The organism is Chlorobium phaeovibrioides (assembly GCF_003968655.1).
In the GTDB taxonomy this organism is placed as follows: Bacteria; Bacteroidota; Chlorobiia; order Chlorobiales; family Chlorobiaceae; genus Chlorobium; species Chlorobium phaeovibrioides.
Map to the genome: position 1 here is coordinate 59,966 of NZ_RXYK01000006.1, position 21,287 is coordinate 81,252.

Below are 21,287 nucleotides of genomic sequence, written 5' to 3' on the forward strand. Positions count from 1 at the left end.
ACTTTCGGCAATCTCCTTCGCTCCGGTCATTTAACGACCGCAGGGAGGTGGGAGCCACCTGAGGGAATCGAACCCACGACCTACTATTTACGAAACAGTTGCTCTACCGGCTGAGCTAAGGTGGCCTAAGTGTCCCCTGAAAAACAGGACGAAATATAATTTTTTTGTTAAAGATTCACAAAGATTAATAAAGGCGCTGTTTCGAGCTATAGAAAAAAAAGGAGAATTGATATATTGATGATATAATTGTTACAACTGATATCCATGCCAAGGTCAATGACGATGTTTACGATGATACGCCGCACAGCTCTGCTCTCTCTGGCAGCCCTTTTGATTGTTTCCCTTTATTCCCCAGCACTTTCAGCCGCCTCACCGGCAGCTTCTTCTCTGAAAGTGCCGGCTTTCTCCGCAACCGCCCTTGACGGTCGTACAGTCAGTTCCGCAAATCTTGCCGGAAAGACCTATATCGTCAACTTCTTTGCATCATGGTGCCCCCCCTGCCGGGCTGAAATTCCTGACATGGTTGAGCTCCAGAAAGCCTACACATCAAAAGGATTCACCTTTGTCGGCATCGCCGTCAGCGACAGTGAGCCCAGCATCCGTGAATTTGTCCGCCGCAGCGGCATCAGTTATCCGGTTGTCGTCGACAACGGCTCAGTTGCCTCTGCTTTCTCGCCGCTTGTTTCCGGAGGACTTCGCTCCATTCCGACATCATTTGTAGTCAATGCATCCGGACGCGTTACCCATGTGTTTGCCGGTGCCAGAAGCCGTGAGGCATTTAAGGTAATGATTGACGAGGCGCTTGGAAAACCAAAAACGGCAAAATGATTCCAGCCTCCCTATGACTTTTTCATCCGCATCCACCGACGGCAGATTGCGCCTTTGGGTGTTTTTTTTTGTAACCCGCAGATAAACGATAAAGATTAAACTATGAGCGCCATGCAGATCAATGCCCCCGATTTTGTCAAAAACCAGAAGCTTCTCCAGTGGGTGCAGGAGACAGCTGACCTCTGCCAGCCGGACTCCGTTTACTGGTGTGACGGATCCCAGAAAGAGTACGACACGCTCTGCCAGCAGATGGTTGAGAGCGGAACATTCATAAAACTCAACGAGGAGCTTCGTCCCAACAGCTACCTCTGCCGTTCCGACCCCAGCGATGTTGCAAGGGTTGAGGATAGAACCTACATCTGCAGCATCCGTCGTCAGGATGCCGGCCCGACCAACAACTGGGTCGCACCCAAAGAGATGAAAGAGACTCTTCGCGGACTATACAACGGCTGCATGAAAGGTCGTACACTCTATGTCATCCCCTTCAGCATGGGACCCCTCGGTTCACACATCGCCCATATCGGCGTTGAAATTACCGACTCCCCCTATGTTGTCACCAACATGCGCATCATGACCCGCATGGGACGCAAAGTGCTTGATCTCATCGGCACAGCCGGCGAGTTCGTCCCCTGCCTTCACTCTGTCGGAGCTCCTCTCGAGCCCGGACAGCAGGATGTGCCATGGCCCTGCAATGACACCAAATATATCGTTCACTTCCCCGAAGAGCGCTCCATCATGTCTTTCGGCAGCGGTTACGGTGGAAATGCCCTGCTCGGCAAGAAGTGCTTTGCTCTTCGCATCGCCTCTTCCATGGCCCGCGACGAAGGCTGGCTTGCAGAGCATATGCTCATTCTCGGCGTCGAGTCTCCTGACGGTGAAAAAACCTATGTCGGCGCAGCATTCCCGAGTGCCTGCGGAAAGACCAACTTCGCCATGCTCATTCCGCCTGCAGCCTGCGACGGCTGGAAGGTGACCACCATTGGTGACGACATTGCCTGGATCAAACCCGGTGAAGATGGCCGTCTCCATGCCATCAACCCCGAGTACGGCTTCTTTGGTGTGGCTCCCGGCACTTCCATGAAGTCGAACCCGAACGCCATGGCATCCCTTTCCCGTGACAGCATCTTCACCAATGTTGCCATGACTCCGGAAGGCGATATCTGGTGGGAAGAGATGACCGACACTCCGCCTGCAGAGCTTACCGACTGGCAGGGCAACCCCTGGACCCCCGGTTGCGGCAGGCCTTCATCGCATCCGAATGCCCGCTTCACCTCAATGGCCAGCAACTGCCCCTCGCTTGACGCCGACTGGGAAGACCCGAAAGGTGTGCCGATCAGCGCCTTCATCTTCGGCGGCCGCCGTCAGGATACCGTGCCCCTTGTCTACCAGTCCGCAAACTGGAACTTCGGTGTCTACCTTGCCGCCACCATGGGCTCCGAAAAGACCGCAGCAGCAGCTGGCACCATCGGCCAGGTTCGCCGCGATCCTTTCGCCATGCTTCCTTTCTGTGGATACCACATGGGCGACTACTTCAACCATTGGCTCCATGTCGGCCGCACCATTCAGGAGCCGCCGCGTATCTTTGGTGTCAACTGGTTCCGCAAGGATGAGAACGGCAAGTTCCTCTGGCCGGGATTCGGCGAGAACATGCGCGTGCTCCAGTGGATTGTCGGCCGCGTCCGCGGCCGTGCCAAAGCTGTAGAAAGCCCGCTTGGCTGGATGCCGAAGTACGACGCCCTCAACTGGAGTGGCCTTGAGTCCGTGACTCCCGAGAAGTTCTCCAAGCTGATGGAGGTTGACAGCGAGGCCTGGAAGAAAGAGCTGCTCTCGCACGAAGAGCTCTTCGAGAAGATTTACGATCGTCTTCCCAAAGAGTTCCCGCACATCCGCGAGCTCATGCTCTCAACCCTCTGGCTCTCCCCGGCTCATTGGGCCATGGCCCCCGAGCGCTTCTCCGGCGAGAACTAAGAAGAACAGCAACACAACAAAGAAGGGCGCCCGCAAGGCGCCCTTCTTTCATTCATTCAAAAAAAGGCGGAGTAAAAATCGGGAAAAAGTTGGGGACACTCATGACTGAGTGTACTAATTAGTACACTCAGTCATGAGTGTCCCCAACTCTTCCCCAACTCTGTAGGGGGCTTTATGTTTTGTTTTTGGTTATTAACGATTGTTATGATATAATATAACTGTATCGTTATATTGTTTTTACAGAATCACACAACCACAAATCAGTTTCGGTATGTTACGAAAAACACTTTCGGGCGCAGTGATTGCGCTCTCGCTCACCGGTGCGTCTACGGCTCTTGCTACAAACGGCATGAACCTTGAAGGCTACGGCGCTAAATCGCACGCGATGGGTGGTACGGGCATGGCTTATGATACCGGCAATTCAGCTGTCATGAACAACCCCGCTACCCTCGGAATGATGAAAGAGGGCACCGAGGAGATAGGTATCGGCATCCGGGGTCTGCATCCTGAAGTGCAGTCCGATTATGGCGCCATGAGTGACCACTCAAGCGCGACGGCCTTCTATATGCCATCCCTCTCCTATATCCGTAAAGATGGCGACATCACCTGGGGGGCAGCGCTGCTTTCACAGGGCGGGATGGGCACCGATTATGGAAATGATTCTCCGCTCTTTCAGGGAGGATATGACGATGAAGAAGTGCGAACAATGTTGAGCGGCAAGGACATCCGCTCCGAGGTCGGCGTGGGACGGCTGATGTTCCCGATTTCCTATAACCTTACCGACAATACCACCATCGGCGCCTCTGCTGACTTCGTCTGGGCCAGCATGGATCTGCAGATGGACATGGACGGCATGCATTTCGGGATGATGGAGACAGGCGGCTCAATGCTCCCGACAGTGATGGCGGATACGCTTGACTATGTTCGGTACGACTTCTCGAACGGTACCCCCTTCATCGGCAAGGCTGTCGGGTACGGTACGGGCTTCAAGCTTGGCTTCACCCATAAGGTCAGTAAGCTGCTCACCATAGGTGGTACCTACCATTCGCAGACGATGATGTCTGATCTGGAATCAAGCAATGCAAAGCTTACAGTCGTCAATACTGCTGGAACGCAGGATGTATCGGGTAAAATCAAGGTCAACGATTTTGAATGGCCGGCAACCTTTGCCGCTGGTTTGGCTTTGCGTCCGACTGATAAGCTGATGGTTGCGGCTGATGTGAAGTTTGTTGACTGGTCGACCGTCATGGATAAGTTCTCTACCTCGTTTATTGCTGACAATACTGCTGATAACGGCGACTATGCGGGCGAGACGCTCGACATGAGCATGAAGCAGGATTGGAAAGATCAGACTGTCTATTCAGTGGGTGTTGAGTACAAGGCGACGGATAGGCTGGCTTTGCGCGGTGGCGCGAGTTTCTCCACCAACCCCGTGCCTGACGAGTATCTCCATCCGCTCTTTCCGGCCATCATCAAGAACCACTACACCTGTGGATTCGGCTACCGCCTGACGGACGATGCCCGCATGGGCATGGCATACAGCTGGGCACCGAAGGTCACTGAAACCAACGGTGAGGGTATGGTTATCAGCCATAGCCAGTCAAACTGGTCCCTGAATTTTGTCCACAATCTCTGATGAGAGCTGCCCGGAATTGAATCATGAAATGCAAAAGGCACCCTCCCGGGTGCCTTTTGCATTGAAAGCTAAAAAAAGGCCTCAGTCGAGCGTGAAGCCGATTTTGACGGTGACCTGGAAGTAGGCGACTTTCTGGTCTTCAACATGGCAGCGGGTTTCAAGAACCTCGACCCAGCGGATGCTGCGGACGGATTCGGCTGCTTTTGCAACTGCGTTGTTGATTGCGTCTTCAATGCTGGTTGCGGATGATCCTACGATCTCAAGTTTCTTGTAAGTATGTGCGCTCATGGCTGAGAGGGTTTTAGTGCAAGGAAATAAACCTGTTGAGCCGTCAATATCAGCAAAACCCCATTAATCTGCAAAGCCCGGCTTCCTGAGTGTGGGCGTTCATTGCAAGAAAAACCCTTTTCAGGTCTGATAGATTTTGGATTATTCTCTGGTTATGTTATTATATAACTAATTGGTTATATAGATATGTATGTTCTCCGGTCCCGACGGCGGGAAGGCGCCTTATCAATCATTAGAACATCGCAGTTCATGAATTACGGATTTGTTATTGACGGACGCAAATGTATCGGATGCCACGCATGCTCAGTTGCCTGCAAGTCCGAAAACCAGGTGCCGCTTGGCGTCAACCGCACCTGGGTAAAATATGTTGAAAAGGGGTCATTCCCTGATACCCGGCGGTATTTTACCGTCCTGCGGTGCAATCACTGCGAGGAGCCTCCCTGTGTGGATATCTGTCCGGTTGAGGCATTGCACAAGCGCGATGATGGTATTGTGGATTTCGATTCCCGCCGCTGCATCGGCTGCAAGGCCTGTGCTCAGGCCTGCCCCTACAACGCAGTCTACATTGATCCCGAAAGCGGCACAACTGCCAAGTGCAGCTACTGCTCGCACCGGGTTGAGATTGGCATGAAGCCGGCATGTGCCGTCATCTGCCCTCAGCAGGCGATTGTGTCGGGCGATCTGGATGATCCGCATAGTGAAATTTCCATGCTACTTGCCAAAGAGCGTACCGTGGTCCGCAAGCCTGAGAAAGGGACCAGTCCCAATGTTTTCTACATCAACGGTGACGGCGCTTCGCTCGACCCCCTGCAGGCGTCTGAATCTGAAAGCTATATGTGGAGCGCCCAGTCGCGCGGGGTAGGCCATTTTGCAAAGCACGCAGTTGAGGGTGGTCACTTTCATTCCCCCGAGCCCGCAGTGGAGCATCATGGAGGAAAGGCGCCTGCAGCCACAGCTCGCCGTGTGTATGACGCTCCATCGAAGGGATCGGTCTGGGGTTGGGAGGTTCCGGCCTATGTCTGGTCGAAGGCGGTCTCTGCGGGTGCCTTCCTTATGCTTTTTGTCTTCTCGCTTCTGCCGGGCATGATGCTGCCGGAACCGATGCAGTGGGCTCTCTGGGCGGTTTCGCTGCTCTTCCTCTCGCTGACTGGCGGCTTTCTGGTCAAGGATCTTGACCGCCCTGACCGGTTTGCCTCAGTCATGCTCCGTCCGCAGTTCAGCTCCTGGCTGGTTCGCGGCGGGTTGACCATTACGGCTTATGGCGCTTTTCTGGCGCTCTGGGCAGCGGGAATGTATCTGCAGCTTCCTTTGCTTGTTATGGCAGGGCTTTGGGGCGGGGCGGCGCTTGCGCTTCTTACCGCGGTCTACACTGCATTCCTGTTCGGTTCGGCCAAAGGGCGCGACTTCTGGCAGAGCCCGATGCTCTCACTGCACATGCTTCTCAATTCGGTGATTGCGGGTGGTTCAGCAATGGCTTTGCTCTCAGCCTTCATAGGTCTTGATGCAGCATCTCTCTCCCTCTTGCGCATTGTGCTCACAGCAGCATTCAGCCTTCATCTTCTTGTCATGTGGACTGAACTCTACGGCCGCCACCCCTCACTCAATGCTGAGCGGTCGGCTGAAGCCATAACGCAGGGGGCACTGAAAGGTCAGTTCTGGCTCGGCAGCGTGGTTCTCGGTAACCTGCTTCCCCTTCTGGTGCTCATTGTTTCACCAGGTCCTCTCCTGATAGGCGCAGCCGCAATCGGCGCTCTTGCAGGAGTGTTCTATACAGAAAAAGTATGGGTTCAGGCCCCACAGTCAATCTCATTAAGTTAAACACCCCAAGCGGAGCACACCATGAGTTACAAGCATAAGCCTACAGTGATAGAAAGTCTTGCTGAAAAGCTCGGAGTCATTGCTGATCTGCATGCCGATGAAAAGTCCCCTGTTGCAGGCCTTCCTTCCGAGGGAGTTGCAGTGGCCTGCCCTCCTCCCGAGAAATGGGACAGCTGGGTAGAGTACGATTCGAAAAGCTGGCCCGAGCGGAAGGCAAACGAATATATGCTGATTCCGACGGCATGTTTCAACTGTGAGGCGGGATGCGGCCTCCTTGCCTATGTTGACAAAAAGACCATGAAAATCCGCAAGCTGGTGGGCAACCCCTACCATCCTGCAAGCCGCGGCCGCAACTGTGCCAAAGGCCCCGCAACCCTCAATCAGGTTGAAGATCAGGACCGGGTGCTCTACCCCATGAAGAGGGTCGGCGAGAGGGGCGCCGGGAACTGGCAGCGGGTCAGCTGGGACAGCGTTCTTGATGATATTTCCGGCCGGATGCGCAAAGCCATTATGGAGGGACGCAACAATGAAATTTCCTACCATGTCGGCCGTCCCGGCCATGACGGGTTCATGGAGTGGGTGTTCAAGGCCTGGAATGTTGATGGTCACAACAGCCACACCAATGTATGCTCCTCAGGTGCACGGTTTGGCTACGCCATCTGGGAAGGGTTTGACCGCCCATCCCCCGACCACGCCAATGCCAGGTTCATTCTTCTTGTCAGCGCCCACCTTGAGTCGGGTCATTACTTCAACCCCCACTCGCAGCGTATCATTGAAGCACGCATGAAGGGGGCGAAGCTTGCTGTGCTCGACCCGCGTCTATCCAACACCGCCAGCATGTCGGACTACTGGCTGCCGACCTATCCCGGCACAGAGCCGGCCGTAATGCTTGCCATGGCGAAGGTCATCATAGACGAGGGGCTCTACAACCGCGACTATCTTGAAAACTGGGTCAACTGGAAAGAGTATCTGGCCAATGAATACTCCGGCAAGGAGGCGACATTCGAGCAGTTCATTGAAGCTCTCTCAAAAGAGTATCAAGAGTACACGCCGGAATATGCCGAAAAAGAGAGTGGCGTGCCGGCGGCAACCATTATTGATGTGGCCCGCCAGATCGGCGCAGCCGGAACGCAGTTCTCCACCCATGTGTGGCGCAGCGCCAGCAGCGGTAACCTTGGCGGATGGGCAGTATCGCGAACCCTGCACTTCCTCAATGTACTCACCGGCAGTGTCGGAACGCCGGGCGGTACTTCGCCGAGCGCCTGGAACAAGTTCAAGCCTGCAGTCCATGCCCATCCCAAACCCCAGACCCACTGGAACGAGCTGCACCTGCCGAACGAATACCCCCTTGCCCATTTCGAGATGAGCTTCCTTCTTCCCCACTTTCTGAAAGAGGGGAGAGGAAAACTTGATGTCTACTTCACAAGGGTATTCAACCCGGTATGGACATACCCTGACGGCTTCTCCTGGATTGAGGCACTTGAGGATGAGTCAAAAATCGGCCTGCACGCAGCCCTGACCCCGACATGGAGCGAAACTGCATACTTTGCCGACTATGTGCTCCCGATGGGCCACTCGCCAGAACGGCACGACATCATCAGCTACGAAACCCATGCCGGCAAATGGATTGCGTTCCGTCAGCCTGTGCTCCGTGTTGCCCGTGAAAAAATGGGCCAGCCGGTTACCCACACCTGGGAGGCAAATCCCGGGGAGGTATGGGAGGAAGATGAGTTCTGGATTGAGCTGACCTGGCGCATCGACCCCGACGGCAGCCTTGGCATCCGCCAGTACTGCGAGTCGCCCTACCGTCCGGGTGAGAAAATCACCATCAGCGAATATTACCGCTACATTTTCGAGCGCACCCCGGGGCTTCCGGAAGCGGCCGCAAAAGAAGGGCTCGGCGCCCTTGAATACATGCAGAAGTTCGGTGCCTTTGAGCTGGAAAGCAAGGTATACGATGTCAACAGCCGCCCTCCTGCCTCCTCGGACCTTGAGGGTTCATCGGTCGATGCCCAAAGTGGCCTCATCACAAAAGATGGCAAGGCTGTGGGCGTTGAGGTGAAGGGCCGGGCCTGCGGAGGGTTCCCGACACCGTCGCGCAAGCAGGAGTACTACTCGCAGACCATGGTCGACTGGAAATGGCCTGAATACCGTCTTCCCGGCTACATCAAAAGCCATATTCACGAGGAAACGATGGACCACAAAAAAGGTGAGTTCGTGCTCATGCCGACCTTCCGCCTTCCCGTGCTCATCCACTCCCGTTCCGGCAACGCCAAGTGGCTGGCTGAAATAGCCCACCGCAACCCGGTATGGATCAATGTGGACGATGCCGCCTCGCTCGGTATTGAAAACGGTGCTCTCATCCGCGTCAACACCGACATCGGATTCTTTGTCAATCATGCATTGGTTACCGAAGGCATCCGTCCCGGTGTGCTGGCATGCTCGCATCATGTGGGCCGGTGGCGCCGTGACCAGGACGCCTCCTGCAACCGCTGGGCGGCCAATACGGTAGGCATTACCAAAGAGGGGAAAGGGAAGTGGAAGATGCGCACAAAAGAAACTATTCAGGCGCACAAAAGCGACGATCCTGATACGGCCAGAATTTTCTGGTCGGATGGCGGTGTGCACCAGAACATCACCTTCCCGGTTCACCCCGATCCGATCAGCGGCATGCACTGCTGGCACCAGAAGGTTCGTCTTGAGCTGGCTCACGAAGGAGACGGGTATGGCGATGTGTTTGTTGATACCGACCGCTCCCATGCAGTCTACAAAGAGTGGCTGGCCATGACGCGTCCCGCTCCGGGCCCCGGGGGGCTTCGGCGTCCTCTCTGGCTGAACCGCCCCTTCCGTCCCGACGAAAAAACCTTCTATCTGAACAATGAGGAGTGATATAATGCCTGTTACGCCTCCCTCCAAAGCCTTTCGGGCCGTGGCCTCTGCTGCGGCAGGCATTGCGGTGCTCTTCCTGCTGTTACCCGGAACCCTGCTTGCAGCTGAGCCGCAGAGCGCAATTGAGGCGGCATGGTGGGTGTGGGTGCTGCTGCTGTTTGTTTTCTCATTTGTTCTTGGGATTTTTGCAGTGCTTGCTGGTGTTGGCGGCGGGGTGCTCTTTGTCCCCATTGTCAGCAGCTTTTTCCCCTTCCACCTTGACTTTGTAAGGGGGGCGGGGCTGATGGTCGCCCTTTCGGGAGCCATTTCAGCCGGAGCTCCCCTGATGCGTAAAGGGCTGGCCGATCTCAAGCTCGGCCTCCCCATGGCCCTCGTCGGTTCCCTCAGCTCCATTGCCGGCGCCATGGCAGGTCTGGCCCTTCCGGCGCAAACTGTGCAGCTCCTGCTCGGCATAGTCATTGTTGTCATTGCCACCATCATGTTCCTTTCAGGTAAATCAGGGTATCCGGAAGTGAAGGTGCCCGATGCCCTCTCAAAGGCACTGCACATTTCGGGCATCTATTATGAGGAGTCCATCAAAAAAGATGTTTCATGGCAGGTGCACCGCACCCCTCTCAGCCTGATCTTCTTTCTCATGATAGGCTTCATCGGCGGCATGTTCGGCCTTGGCGCAGGGTTTGCCAATGTACCGGTGTTCAACCTCCTCATGGGGGTCCCGCTGAAAGTCTCCGTCGCCACCAGCGGCCTCGTGCTCTCCATCAACGGAGCTGCAGCCGCATGGGTCTACATGTTCAAGGGGGCAATGCTTCCGCTTATTGCAGTTCCCTCCATTGCCGGCATGATGCTTGGTTCCAAAATCGGGGCCAAACTGCTCACAAGGGTCAATACCTCCTCAGTCCGCATCATTGTGGTTTCCATGCTTGCGGTAGCCGGCATTCGTTCACTCTTCAAAGGATTCGGGATATGAAACAGGAGCCGGCCGACAAACCGCATGTCCATAAAGAGCAGCTTGCATACGCCGGTGTGCTCGATAAGCTCTCTCACTTCGCCATACTCTTTCTCACCGGGAGTTATGCAGCCTACATCTTCCAGCTGCTTCCCCGGAAGGTATCGATTGCCGACATTGCCGCCAACTGGCATCTGAGGGCCTCGCTCATGCAGGAAAAGCTCGACGCTCCTCTCGGCTGGTCGTTCATGTCGGGCATGGAAAGTTTCTGGCGCGGAGATGCTCTCAGCTATTTTGCCATCATCCTCATCTGCATGATTCCCGTTGTCTGCCTCTTGGTGACCGCCCCTGCTTTTTTCCGTGAAAAACGACCTGTCTTTGGTGTCATAGCCATTCTTCAGGTCCTGATTCTGCTTGTTGCCGCAACAGGCGTGCTTGTGCGATAAGCAGCCCGGCGTAAAAAAATCCGCCGTTTTGTTTGGTAGTTACTCCCTCTTTTATTATCATCTATATAATTACTCGGTTATATAGTTATTTAATCCCAAGCAAGGTCCAACACTGGAGAACCACCATGGCTGAAACAAAAAAACTGGCAATCATCGCTTCACAGGGAACCCTCGACTGGGCCTATCCTCCCTTCATCCTCGCGTCTACCGCTGCGGCCATGGATATGGAAGCAGTTGTCTTCTTTACCTTTTACGGTCTGCCACTGCTCAAAAAGGAGATTGACGCCAAAGTTGCTCCGCACACCAATCCTGCCATGCCGATGAAAATGCCTTTCGGCAGCCCCGGCTTTCAGGCATTCAACTGGCCGGTTCCCAACATCATTTCCGGCAACATGCCGGGTTTTGACAACATGGCAACCTCGCTCATGAAAGAGACCTTCAAGAAGAAGGGCGTAGCAACCGTCGAGCAGCTCCGTGAAATGTGCCAGGAGTCGGGTGTGCGTTTCATTGCATGCCAGATGACCATGGAGGTGTTCGGTTTCTCAAAAGAGGAGTTCATTGATGGCGTCGAGTACGGCGGTGCGGCAACATTCCTTGAGTACGCAGCCGATGCCGACATCTCACTGTTTGTCTGATGCCCCAAACCCACGATTCTATGCTTACCGTATCGGACCTTCTCAAGGCGGCTCTTCAGCGTGTTCAGGAACTCATGCCCTGGGATCTTGTTGAGCGCCTTCAAGAGAACCCGGAGCTTTTGCTGCTTGATGTGCGTGAGCCGGCCGAGTTCCTCGCCATGCATATTCCCGGTTCCCTTCATGTGGCGCGGGGTGTGCTTGAGGCTGCCTGCGAGTGGGATTTTGACGACACCTGTCCGGAGTTGGTCCGGGCGCGCGATCGCGAAATTGTTGTGGTCTGCCGTTCCGGGCACCGCAGCGTTTTTGCCGCTGAGGTAATGCAGAGAATGGGTTACAGCCGTGTTCTGTCACTCAAAACCGGTCTTCGCGGCTGGAACGACTATGAAGAGAAGTTGGTTGACGGCAGCGGCAGGCAGGTAGAGGCTGAAGAAGCCGACAGCTTTTTTCTCTCACGGGTGCGCGAGGAGCAGAAAAAACCAAAAGAATAATGTTCATAACAACAATTCAATAACCAGAAGGAGAACAACCATGAGCACAATTGCAAGCAGCGTAGAACTTGACTGCAAGGGACTGAACTGCCCCCTGCCGATTCTCAAAACCAAAAAGGCTATTGACGGCATGCAGAGCGGAGAAGTACTGAAGATGACGGCGACCGATCCGGGTTCAGTCAGCGATATGGCGTCCTGGGCAAACCGCACCGGCAACGAGGTGGTTGAGCATGAAGAGGCGTCAGGTACGCATACCTTCTACATTAAAAAGAAGTAGAACCCCAAAAGGGCAACGAGCATGAAAGAGGAGGAGAGTGCCGGCATACCGAGGCTGATGGTTTCAGCTCCAGCAAAAAGCTCGGGTAAAACAACCCTCGCCATCGGCATTGCCGCCAACCTTTCCGCCTCCGGGTGGCAGGTGAACAGTTTCAAGAAAGGGCCCGATTACATTGACCCTGCATGGCACCGCCTGGCAACAGGCAATGAGTGTTATAATCTCGATCCATGGATGATGGGCCCTGACGGGTGCCGCAGCTCCTTTATCCGCCACAGCGGCATATCGGAAGCCTCACTCTCTCTCATTGAGGGGAACCACGGCCTGCATGATGGAATGTCGCTGGATGGCTCCGACAGCAGCGCCGGACTTGCAGAAATTCTCCAGACTCCGGTGCTTCTCGTTGTGGACGGGCATGATGCAGGACGGGGTGCCGCCGCAACGGTAATGGGGATGCAGGCCATGCCTCCCTCTGTAACCATAGCGGGAGTTGTGCTCAACCGTGTGCGCAGCGAGCGCCAGGCGGAAAAACAGAGGCGGGCCATTGAACAGTACTGCGGGATTGAGGTCCTTGGCTCAATTCCCATTGACCGCTTGCTCACTATACCCGAACGCCATCTTGGCCTTACCACTGTGGCAGAAACCGCGACGGCGGGAGAATTCATCCGCAATGCCGCTGCCACAGTTGCCGCCTGCTGCGACATGGAGGCAATAACCCGTCTCTTTTTCAGTGCGCCACACATGGCTCCGCGACTCGCCTGCTGCCCGCGGCAGAGATCGGCCAATCCCAAAGCCAGAATCGGCGTGTTCCGCGACGCGGCATTCAGCTTTTATTACCCCGACAACCTTGAAGCACTCGAACACCAGGGAGCAGAGCTTGTTTTCATCGACTCCCTTGCCGCTGCCGAACTCCCCGCAATTGACGCGCTCTACATTGGTGGTGGCTTTCCGGAATCTTTTTTCCGCGAGCTCACAGCAAACCATTCTCTCATGCAAGGCGTCCGCAGTGCCGCTGAATCCGGCATGCCACTTTACGCCGAATGCGGGGGACTCATTTACCTCTCCCGGGAAGCATTGTACCGGGGGGAATCATTTCCCATGGCCGGTGTGCTTCCCTTTGACATAGGGTTTACCGATCGCCCCGCAGGGCATGGCTACCTTGAGCTTGAAAGCACCACCGGCTCCCCCTGGTTCACAAAAGGAGAACGGGTCAAGGCCCATGAATTCCATTACTCGTCCACAACTGCCATTTCCGGCAACCCCCTGTGGCAGTTTACAGTCCACCGCGGCAAGGGTACCACGGGCAGAACTGACGGCATCATCCAGCGGAATGTTTTTGCCTCATACGCCCATCTCCACGCAGTTGCTTCCCCCGGCTGGGCCCCTGCATTCGTCTCAGCCGCCGCCGCGTACCGCACTGCTGGGGCATAAAACAAAAAAACTTTACGACCGCATTTGGAAAAAAGAATTCCTATGGTTATTTATATAACTATATGGTTATATTAAGAAGTCAGTGATATTGTTTTTCATCATCAACAAACATTCAAAGAGGAGATCATCATGGGAATAGTTATCAACGGCACCACCATCGAGACAGATGAGAACGGCTACCTGGTCAATCTTGAAGATTGGACTGAAGAGATTGCCGGCCAGCTTGCCGAAGGTGAAGAAATTGAGATGAGCGACGAGCATTGGTCGCTGGTGAAGTTCCTTCGCAACTACTACGACGAGTACCAGATTGCCCCGGCTGTAAAGGTTCTTACCAAGGCGATTGCCGCCGAAAAGGGTATGGACAAGAAAGAGGCGAGCGAGTTCCTCTACGGACTGTTCCCTAAAGGCCCTGCGCTTCAGGCCTGTAAGGTTGCCGGGCTGCCGAAGCCGACCGGTTGTGTGTAAGAGACTGTAGCAGGGCCGGTGGGCCGAAATTTTCTGAAGAATCAACAGGAGAAACAATGGAAGAAAACAAAGGGGCATCAGCATGCGGTTCGCATGGATGCAGCCACTCAAATGGCGGGTGTGGTGAGAAGTTTCTGAACCCGACGCCGATGCTTGACGAACTGGAAAAAGGCCCCTGGCCAAGTTTTGTCTCTGGCTTCAAGACTCTTGCCGAGAGAACGAAAAAACCGATGCTTCGTGGCGTCATGGACCAGCTTGAGTATTCATACAATACCAAGATGGGTTACTGGAAGGGTGGGCTTGTGACGGTTGACGGCTACGGAGCCGGCGTTATTACCCGTTACTCGATGATCAAGGATAAAATTCCCGAGGCTGCGGAGTTCCACACCATGCGGATTCAGCCGCCTCCGGGGCTGCATTACAATACAGCAATGCTTCGCGAACTGTGCGACATCTGGGAAGAGTACGGCAGCGGTATGCTGACCCTGCATGGCCAGACCGGCGACATTATGCTGCAGGGCATTGATGAGGCCAATGTGCAGGAGTGCTTCGACAAGCTGAACGAAAAAGGATGGGATCTTGGTGGCGCAGGCGCAGGAATGCGTACGGCAGTTTCATGCGCCGGTCCGGCCCGCTGCGAGCAGGCCTGTTATGACAACCTTGAGCTCCATCTCCATGCGCTCCGCCACTTTGTGGGCCAGCTTCACCGCCCCGAATGGAACTATAAAATCAAGTTCAAGTTCTCAGGCTGCCCGAACGACTGCACCAATGCCATCATGCGTTCCGACCTTGCCGTCATCGGTACATGGAAAGATGCCATCCAGGTGGACGAGGTGGCAGTGAAAGAGTGGATTGAAGAGAAGGGCGTCGACGCGCTGGTCAACCAGGTCATCAACCTCTGCCCCACACGGGCCATTTCGCTTGAAGATGGCGGCATGAAGATTGATACCCGCGACTGTGTGCGCTGTATGCACTGCCTGAATGCAATGCCCAAGGCGCTCTCTCCGGGAAAAGAACGGGGGATATCGCTGCTTATGGGCGGAAAGAACACCCTGAAAGTTGGCGTGAACATGGGTTCCCTGATCATTCCTTTCATGAAAATGGAGACAGAAGAGGATCGCGAAAAGTTCATGGAGCTGGTAGAGGAGATTATCGACTGGTGGGATGACAATGGTCTTGACCACGAGCGGATCGGCGAAACCATTGAGCGCGTCGGTCTTCGGCAGTTCCTGGACGGCGTCGGGCTTGATGTGGACATCAATCAGGTATCCAGACCCCGCGATAATCCCTATTTCAAGGCAAAGTACTGAGCTGGCGTGAGCCATCGCAGGCACTTGCATCAACCATGCAAAACTGAATGAACATTATGAGCAGTCCTGAAAGAACATGGAAGACCATAGAGTCGGGCCCCCACACCTACAAAGAGGCGCTCCACCCGGTGGTGATAAACAACTACGGTAAATGGAAGTATCATGAAATTCCCCGTCCCGGTGTGCTGAAGCATGTTGGCGAGAGCGGCGACACCCTTTTCACTGTCCGCGCAGGAACACCCCGTCAGGATACTGTGGACATGGTGCGCCAGCTCTGCGACATTGCCGACCGCTACTGTGACGGACACCTCCGTTTTACCGTCCGCAACAATGTTGAGTTTCTTACTCCGAACGGTGAGAATGTAGAGCCGATGATCCGCGACCTTGAGGCCATGGGCTTCCCTGTAGGCGGCGCCGGTAACTGCGTGTCGTCGGTATCGCACACCCAGGGGTGGCTCCATTGCGACATTCCCGCAACCGATGCGTCGGGTGTGGTGAAGTCGATGATGGACACGCTCTACAACGAGTTCAAGCATATGGAGATGCCCAACAAGGTGCGACTCTCCACCTCCTGCTGCTCCATCAACTGCGGTGGCCAGGCCGATATTGCCGTTGTGGTGAAGCATACCCGTCCTCCCCGCATCAATCACGATCACCTGTCGATGATCTGCGAGCTTCCCAAAGCGGTTGCCCGCTGCCCGGTTGCCGCCATCCGCCCGACAGTGGTCAACGGAAAGCGCTCACTGATGGTGGACGAGGCCAAGTGCATCTGCTGCGGAGCATGCTTCGGTGCCTGCCCGGCAATGGAAATAAATCATCCCGAGCACTCCAAGTTTGCTATCTGGGTTGGCGGAAAGAACAGCAACGCCCGCTCAAAACCCTCGACCATGAGCATTGTTGCCCACAACCTGCCCAACAACCCTCCCCGCTGGCCGGAAGTGACTGATGCGGTTGGCCGTATCCTGACTGCTTACAAAGCTGGCGGCCGCCCCTGGGAGCGTGTCGGCGAGTGGATCAACCGTATCGGGTGGAAGCGTTTCTTTGAAGAAACAGGGCTCACCTTTGACGAGGATATGATTGACAGCTACCGTCATGCGAGAACCACCTTCAACCAGTCGGCTCATGTCCGCTTTTAGCCAAAGGAGATATCAATGATGGGAGAATCCAATCCAATTCTCGATTTCGCAACAAACTACCAGTTCCCCGCTTACAGTGAAGAGACGGGGGACGGCAAGATTGTTGCATTTGGAGATCACAGCCACAAGTGCCCGGTGTATGTTCGCCAGACACCGCCCTGCTCGTCAGAATGCCCGGCAGGCGAAGACATCCGTGGCTACCAGCGCTTCCTCAACGGGGTCGACAAAACGGACGATCCCTGGAAAGCAGCCTGGGAAACCATTGTCGACCGAAACCCGTTTCCGGCGGTCATGGGCAGAATCTGCCCCCACCCATGCCAGAACGGCTGCAACCGCCAGTACCATGACGGGAGCGTTGCCATCAACGCACTTGAGCAGGCACTTGGTGATTACGGAATCAAAGAGGGGCTGAGGCTTCCCGCAGCAGGCCCCGACACAGGAAAGCGCGTTGCGGTCATCGGCGGCGGTCCGGCAGGGCTGTCGGCAGCCTACCAGCTGCGCCGCAAGGGACACGCGGTTACCATAATTGATGGGAACCAGAAGCTTGGGGGCATGGTCCTCTACGGCATTATGGGTTACCGGGTCGATCGCGCTGTTCTTGAAGCCGAAATCAAACGCATTACAGATCTCGGCATTGAAACCCGCATGGGAGTGAGGGTTGGCGTGGATGTTACGCTCGAGCAGCTTGAAAAAGAGTTCGACGCTGTTTTTGTTGGCATCGGCGCACAGGTTGGCCGCTCCATGCCTGTTCCCGGATTCGAGGGAACACAGGGAGTGACCAACGCCATTGACTTTCTGCGCAACTACGAGGTTCTCGGCGACGACATCCCGGTCGGCAAAAAAGTTATTGTCATCGGTGACGGCAATGTGGCCATGGATGTAGCCCGTCTCGCTCTTCGTCTTGGCTCCCGGGCCGTTCTGGTCTCCGCCGTGCCGCGTGAAGAGATGGCATGTTTTGAGAACGAGTTCGACGACGCTGTCCGTGAAGGCGCAACAGTGCATTACCAGAGCGGAACGGTTGAGGTTCTGAAAAGTGGTGAGGGTGTCCGCGCTCTCTGCTGTTCGAAAATGGAGAAAAAAGAGAAAGGCGAAGATGGCTGGAACTCTCCCATCCCCTTCCTCCGCTACCGTTCCACCGGTGAAACCTTTGAGATAGAGGGCGACATGGTGGTTGCCGCAATCGGGCAGAGTGCCGACTTGAGCGGTTTTGAAGCGGTCTCGAACGGCACCGGCTGGATGAAGGTAGACCGCTACTTCCGCCTTCCGGGCCGTGAGAATGTGTTCGGTGGCGGTGACGCCATCAAGGTAGATCTTATCACCACGGCTGTGGGCCATGGCCGCAAGGCAGCGGAGTCAATTGACGCTTTCCTCCGGGGTGAGGCTCTTCCCGAGCCGGTGCGTCAGGACATTGCCAAGGCGCAGCGGCAGGACCTGCTGTACTTCCTTCCCGCACCCCGGGCAAAGCGCATCAACCGGGAGATCGAGAATGTAGTAGGCAACCATGAGGAGCTGCTGCAGGCGCTCACTCCTGAAGAGGTCAAGGCCGAAGCTGAGCGCTGCATGAGCTGCGGGCTCTGTTTCGACTGCAAACAGTGCGTTTCGTTCTGTCCGCAGGAGGCCGTCATCCGCTACCGCGAGAACCCTCAGGGAGAGGTTGTGGAAACCGATTATGAAAAATGTGTTGGTTGCCACCTCTGCTCGCTGGTCTGCCCCTCGGGGTACATACAGATGGGCATGGGCGAAGGCCTCTAGAACCAGTGACAACAAAAAATCAGGGAGTCGATTAACCATGTACGAAGAACTCATCGGGCTTGTTCAGCAGGCCATAGACGCCTCGGAGCGCTGGGCTGAAACGGGATGGCCGGTTGCTTTCGGCAGCCGCAATGTTTCCGTTCCCTCTCTCAAAGAGGCCGAAGCGCTGCCACGAACAGCGGTGTTCCGCCGGGAGGCAGTCAACTACTGGAAGCAGGTACAGCTTACCGGCGCCGATGCCGCTGCTTCGGGACGCAAGGCGCTTCGTGCGCTGAAGCAGGGGGACCTTGAATTGGCAGCAGGAGCGCTCTATTTCTGCCGATATCAGGAGGCCCCCTTCGCATCCAGCACGAATACCTGGACGAAGCTTTATGATGCCGTCCTGAACAAGGCCGCATGAGGGGCGCACTGCCTCATCGTTTTCAGCAACCATTCTAAACAGTGAAAAGGTGAACATAGGAATTCTGCTCAAGGAAGGGCCCTACAACCATCAGGCGGCCGATACGGCATACAAGTTTGCCGAGGCTGCCATCAAAAAGGGCCACACGGTTGACGCCGTGTTTCTTTACAACGACGGTGTCATCAACGCGACCAATCTGACCGATCCGCCCCAGGACGACCGCAACATTGCGGCACGCTGGAGCAACATGGCAAAAGAGCACGGCGTGGAGATTCTCGCCTGCATTGCCGCCTCGAAACGGCGCGGCATAACCGACGACATAATGATTGAAGGGGGCTCAATCACCGGACTCGGCACCCTTACCGACATCGCAATCAGAAACGACCGCCTCTTAACCTTTGGAGACTGAGCACCATGGAAGACAATGTTAAAAAAATCATGCATGTGATGCGCCGTGCGCCTCACGGTTCAATTTACACCTATGAGGGTCTGGAGATGATTCTCATCATGGCGGCCTACGAGCAGGATCTTTCCATCGCATTCATAGGCGACGGGGTCTATGCCCTGAAAAAGAACCAGAACACCGAAGGCATTTCCATGAAAGGGTTCGCCAAAACCTTTATGGCCCTTGACGGCTATGATGTGGAGAAACTCTATGTGGACCGTGTGTCGCTTGCAGAGCGTGGCCTCACTGAAGATGATCTTCTTGTGGATGTGGAACTGCTCGATTCGGCCGAAATCGGACGCCGGATGAGTGAGCAGGATGTCGTCATTCACCACTGAAGCCAGTTTACCCTAAACCCAGTAACATTGAGAGAGCATCATGCTGCATACCATCAATACATCCCCGTTTGAAAGCCCCGCAATGGAAGAGTGCATCCGTTTTGTTCAGCCGGGCGATCCGGTTCTCTTCATTGAGAACGGTGTTTACGCCGTGCAGAACGGCAACCGGTTCACCGACGCCATTGCCGCACTGCAGAAAACAAGTCCTGTCTTCGCCCTGCAGCCCGACCTTGACGCCCGAGGCATCAGCAGCGTTGCTCCCGGAGTTGAGGGAATCGGTTACGACGGATTCGTCGATCTTGTAGAGGCTCATCAGGTCAACAGCTGGCTGTAAAGTGTAAAGAGAGAGGAATCATGAAAAGCAATTGGCAGCAGATACCTGGTGAGCGCAAAAGCGCGATTCTTGAGCAATGGCTCCAGAGCGCTCTCGCTCTTTTTCCTGAGAAAATGGCTTCCGGCACCCCGACCGGCGAGGCGCTCCTGGAGGGCATGAGTATGGTGCTCGACAATTTTGACGGGAACGGGGAGAGCTGCGGGGAAGGAATCAACAGCATTGCCCGCATTTTTGCCGTCCAGCCGCTGCGCCCCTCTGTTGCTCTTTCGCTTTTCCCTCTCCTGGGGGAGCTGATTATGGAGAAGGCTCCTGCATCGGCCGACACCCGGGCCCTCAAAGCCCGCATCGATGCGATAACCTTTGAGGCGTTCGACCGGTTCCTGGAGAACCGTGAAAAAATCTATCAGCTGAAAGTGGAAGAGACCCGCAGCCAGCTTCACATGCTTTTGAGGAGCACAGTGTCATGAAAAAAGTTTTTATACCTCTCATCATGGTGGCCCTGCTTGCCCTTATTCCCTATGTGGCAGTCACCTATGCCAACATGTCGTATCTGTTCGGCGTCATCATTCCCTACGCCGCTGCGTTCATTTTCGTGGCGGGCTTCCTGTGGCGTCTGTTTGACTGGCTTCGCCGTCCCGTTCCCTTCCCGATTGTTACTACCTGCGGGCAGGAGAAGTCGCTCGACTGGGTGAAGCAGAACCACCTTGAAAGCCCCTCCACCCGTTTTGGCGCTGCCGTCCGGGTGCTCTCGGAGGTCCTCTTTTTCCGCTCGCTGTTCCGCAACACCAAAGCCGAACTCCATACCGGTCCCGAGTTGGTGTACGCCTCAAGCAAATGGCTCTGGATGGGGGGGCTTGCGTTTCACTGGTCGCTTCTCATCATAGGGCTTCGCCATGCACGCTTTTTCTTTCTTGAGCCTCCGGCCTTCATTGCCGCTCTTGAGCATGCCGACAGCTTTCTGGAGCTGACGCTCCCTGCATTTTTCATGACCGACGCCATTGTGCTCGCTGCCCTTACCTTTCTTGTTGCACGAAGAATCAGGGATGCGAAGCTGCGCATCATTTCCCTTCAGACCGACTTTTTCCCGCTCTTTCTGATAGGTGGAATTGTTCTGGCCGGCATGGGTATGCGCTACCTCGAAAAGGTTGACATTCTCTCCATCAAGGCACTCATGATGGGTCTTGTTTCCTTCAGTTTTGAAGCGCCGGGTGAAATCGGTGCACTCTTCTTCGTCCACCTTTTTCTTGTTTCGATGCTGGCCATCTATTTCCCCTTCAGCAAGCTGATGCACGCGGGGGCGATATTTCTCAGCCCCACGCGCAATCTGGCCAACAACAGCCGCGAGAAACTGCACCGGAATCCCTGGAACAAGCCCGGGAAGTTCCGCACCTATGCCGAGTACGAGGACGAGTTTCGTGAAAAGATGAAAAAAGCCGGCCTTCCGGTTGAAAAGGACTGAT

Annotated in this window: 22 protein-coding genes and 1 tRNA gene; 21 read left to right on the top strand and 2 right to left on the bottom strand. The window is 55.2% G+C overall.

Going from position 1 to position 21,287, the window contains the following annotated elements; translation table 11 throughout:
• Nucleotides 1-52: 52 nt before the first annotated feature.
• Nucleotides 53-125: transfer RNA gene (locus EKD02_RS05465), tRNA-Thr, on the bottom strand.
• Between the two features lie 151 nt (nt 126-276).
• Here EKD02_RS05465 and EKD02_RS05470 point away from each other — a divergent pair.
• The 3 genes from EKD02_RS05470 to EKD02_RS05480 all read left to right on the top strand — a co-directional run bounded on the left by EKD02_RS05470 (nt 277) and on the right by EKD02_RS05480 (nt 4,432).
• Nucleotides 277-828 carry a TlpA family protein disulfide reductase gene (locus EKD02_RS05470; protein ID WP_244924406.1) on the top strand — a complete coding sequence of 184 codons (552 nt, stop codon included), beginning with the start codon at nt 277-279 and terminating at the stop codon, nt 826-828.
• Nucleotides 829-930: 102 nt separating this feature from the next.
• Nucleotides 931-2,796: a phosphoenolpyruvate carboxykinase (GTP) gene (locus EKD02_RS05475; RefSeq protein ID WP_126341688.1), complete on the top strand. Its 1,866-nt coding sequence runs from the start codon at nt 931-933 to the stop codon at nt 2,794-2,796.
• Nucleotides 2,797-3,067: 271 nt separating this feature from the next.
• Nucleotides 3,068-4,432 (top strand): OmpP1/FadL family transporter, encoded by a 1,365-nt coding sequence (locus tag EKD02_RS05480; RefSeq protein ID WP_126384359.1) that lies wholly within the window; start codon nt 3,068-3,070, stop codon nt 4,430-4,432.
• A gap of 81 nt (nt 4,433-4,513) precedes the next feature.
• On the opposite strand, the gene EKD02_RS05485 is transcribed toward EKD02_RS05480, so the two are convergent.
• Nucleotides 4,514-4,720, bottom strand: coding sequence for a dodecin (locus EKD02_RS05485; protein WP_011889291.1), 207 nt, complete (start codon nt 4,718-4,720; stop codon nt 4,514-4,516).
• A 249-nt stretch (nt 4,721-4,969) separates the two neighbouring features.
• Here EKD02_RS05485 and EKD02_RS05490 point away from each other — a divergent pair, with 249 nt between their 5' ends.
• From EKD02_RS05490 to dsrM, 18 genes are all read left to right on the top strand, one after another.
• Nucleotides 4,970-6,538, top strand: coding sequence for a 4Fe-4S dicluster domain-containing protein (locus EKD02_RS05490; protein WP_126384362.1), 1,569 nt, complete (start codon nt 4,970-4,972; stop codon nt 6,536-6,538).
• A gap of 21 nt (nt 6,539-6,559) precedes the next feature.
• A complete protein-coding gene (locus tag EKD02_RS05495) occupies nt 6,560-9,427 on the top strand; it encodes a molybdopterin-dependent oxidoreductase (protein WP_126384365.1) in 2,868 nt (955 codons plus the stop codon).
• A gap of 4 nt (nt 9,428-9,431) precedes the next feature.
• Nucleotides 9,432-10,394, top strand: a complete 963-nt coding sequence (locus tag EKD02_RS05500; protein ID WP_126341693.1) for a sulfite exporter TauE/SafE family protein — start codon at nt 9,432-9,434, stop codon at nt 10,392-10,394.
• On the top strand, nt 10,391-10,819 hold the full coding sequence (locus tag EKD02_RS05505) for a hypothetical protein (RefSeq protein ID WP_126341694.1): 429 nt from the start codon (nt 10,391-10,393) through the stop codon (nt 10,817-10,819). The genes EKD02_RS05500 and EKD02_RS05505 overlap by 4 nt, the downstream gene beginning before the upstream one ends.
• A gap of 125 nt (nt 10,820-10,944) precedes the next feature.
• Nucleotides 10,945-11,454, top strand: coding sequence for a sulfur carrier protein DsrE2 (gene dsrE2, locus EKD02_RS05510; protein WP_011889295.1), 510 nt, complete (start codon nt 10,945-10,947; stop codon nt 11,452-11,454).
• 20 nt (nt 11,455-11,474) lie between these two features.
• A complete protein-coding gene (locus tag EKD02_RS05515) occupies nt 11,475-11,942 on the top strand; it encodes a rhodanese-like domain-containing protein (RefSeq protein ID WP_185805702.1) in 468 nt (155 codons plus the stop codon).
• A gap of 40 nt (nt 11,943-11,982) precedes the next feature.
• Entirely contained in the window at nt 11,983-12,219 is a 237-nt protein-coding gene (locus EKD02_RS05520; protein WP_011889297.1) for a sulfurtransferase TusA family protein, read from the top strand.
• A 21-nt stretch (nt 12,220-12,240) separates the two neighbouring features.
• The gene (locus EKD02_RS05525) at nt 12,241-13,647 is read left to right on the top strand and encodes a cobyrinic acid a,c-diamide synthase CobB (RefSeq protein ID WP_126384368.1); all 1,407 of its coding nucleotides are present in this window, start codon (nt 12,241-12,243) and stop codon (nt 13,645-13,647) included.
• Between the two features lie 129 nt (nt 13,648-13,776).
• Nucleotides 13,777-14,112, top strand: coding sequence for a TusE/DsrC/DsvC family sulfur relay protein (locus EKD02_RS05530; protein ID WP_011889299.1), 336 nt, complete (start codon nt 13,777-13,779; stop codon nt 14,110-14,112).
• A 56-nt stretch (nt 14,113-14,168) separates the two neighbouring features.
• Nucleotides 14,169-15,422, top strand: coding sequence for a dissimilatory-type sulfite reductase subunit alpha (gene dsrA / locus EKD02_RS05535; RefSeq protein WP_126384370.1), 1,254 nt, complete (start codon nt 14,169-14,171; stop codon nt 15,420-15,422).
• 56 nt (nt 15,423-15,478) lie between these two features.
• A complete protein-coding gene (gene dsrB, locus EKD02_RS05540) occupies nt 15,479-16,558 on the top strand; it encodes a dissimilatory-type sulfite reductase subunit beta (RefSeq protein ID WP_041469939.1) in 1,080 nt (359 codons plus the stop codon).
• 15 nt (nt 16,559-16,573) lie between these two features.
• Nucleotides 16,574-18,310 (top strand): NAD(P)-binding protein, encoded by a 1,737-nt coding sequence (locus EKD02_RS05545; RefSeq protein WP_126384373.1) that lies wholly within the window; start codon nt 16,574-16,576, stop codon nt 18,308-18,310.
• A 37-nt stretch (nt 18,311-18,347) separates the two neighbouring features.
• On the top strand, nt 18,348-18,710 hold the full coding sequence (locus EKD02_RS05550) for a hypothetical protein (RefSeq protein WP_126341697.1): 363 nt from the start codon (nt 18,348-18,350) through the stop codon (nt 18,708-18,710).
• A gap of 49 nt (nt 18,711-18,759) precedes the next feature.
• Nucleotides 18,760-19,119, top strand: coding sequence for a sulfurtransferase complex subunit TusD (gene tusD, locus EKD02_RS05555; RefSeq protein WP_011889304.1), 360 nt, complete (start codon nt 18,760-18,762; stop codon nt 19,117-19,119).
• Nucleotides 19,120-19,124: 5 nt separating this feature from the next.
• Nucleotides 19,125-19,493: a sulfurtransferase complex subunit TusC gene (tusC, locus tag EKD02_RS05560; RefSeq protein WP_011889305.1), complete on the top strand. Its 369-nt coding sequence runs from the start codon at nt 19,125-19,127 to the stop codon at nt 19,491-19,493.
• A 40-nt stretch (nt 19,494-19,533) separates the two neighbouring features.
• Nucleotides 19,534-19,827, top strand: coding sequence for a sulfurtransferase complex subunit TusB (gene tusB, locus EKD02_RS05565; RefSeq protein ID WP_126341698.1), 294 nt, complete (start codon nt 19,534-19,536; stop codon nt 19,825-19,827).
• A gap of 20 nt (nt 19,828-19,847) precedes the next feature.
• Nucleotides 19,848-20,294, top strand: a complete 447-nt coding sequence (locus EKD02_RS05570; RefSeq protein WP_011889307.1) for an RsbRD N-terminal domain-containing protein — start codon at nt 19,848-19,850, stop codon at nt 20,292-20,294.
• A complete protein-coding gene (gene dsrM / locus EKD02_RS05575) occupies nt 20,291-21,286 on the top strand; it encodes a sulfate reduction electron transfer complex DsrMKJOP subunit DsrM (RefSeq protein WP_126341699.1) in 996 nt (331 codons plus the stop codon). Before EKD02_RS05570 ends, dsrM begins: the two co-directional genes overlap by 4 nt.
• Nucleotide 21,287: the final 1 nt, after the last annotated feature.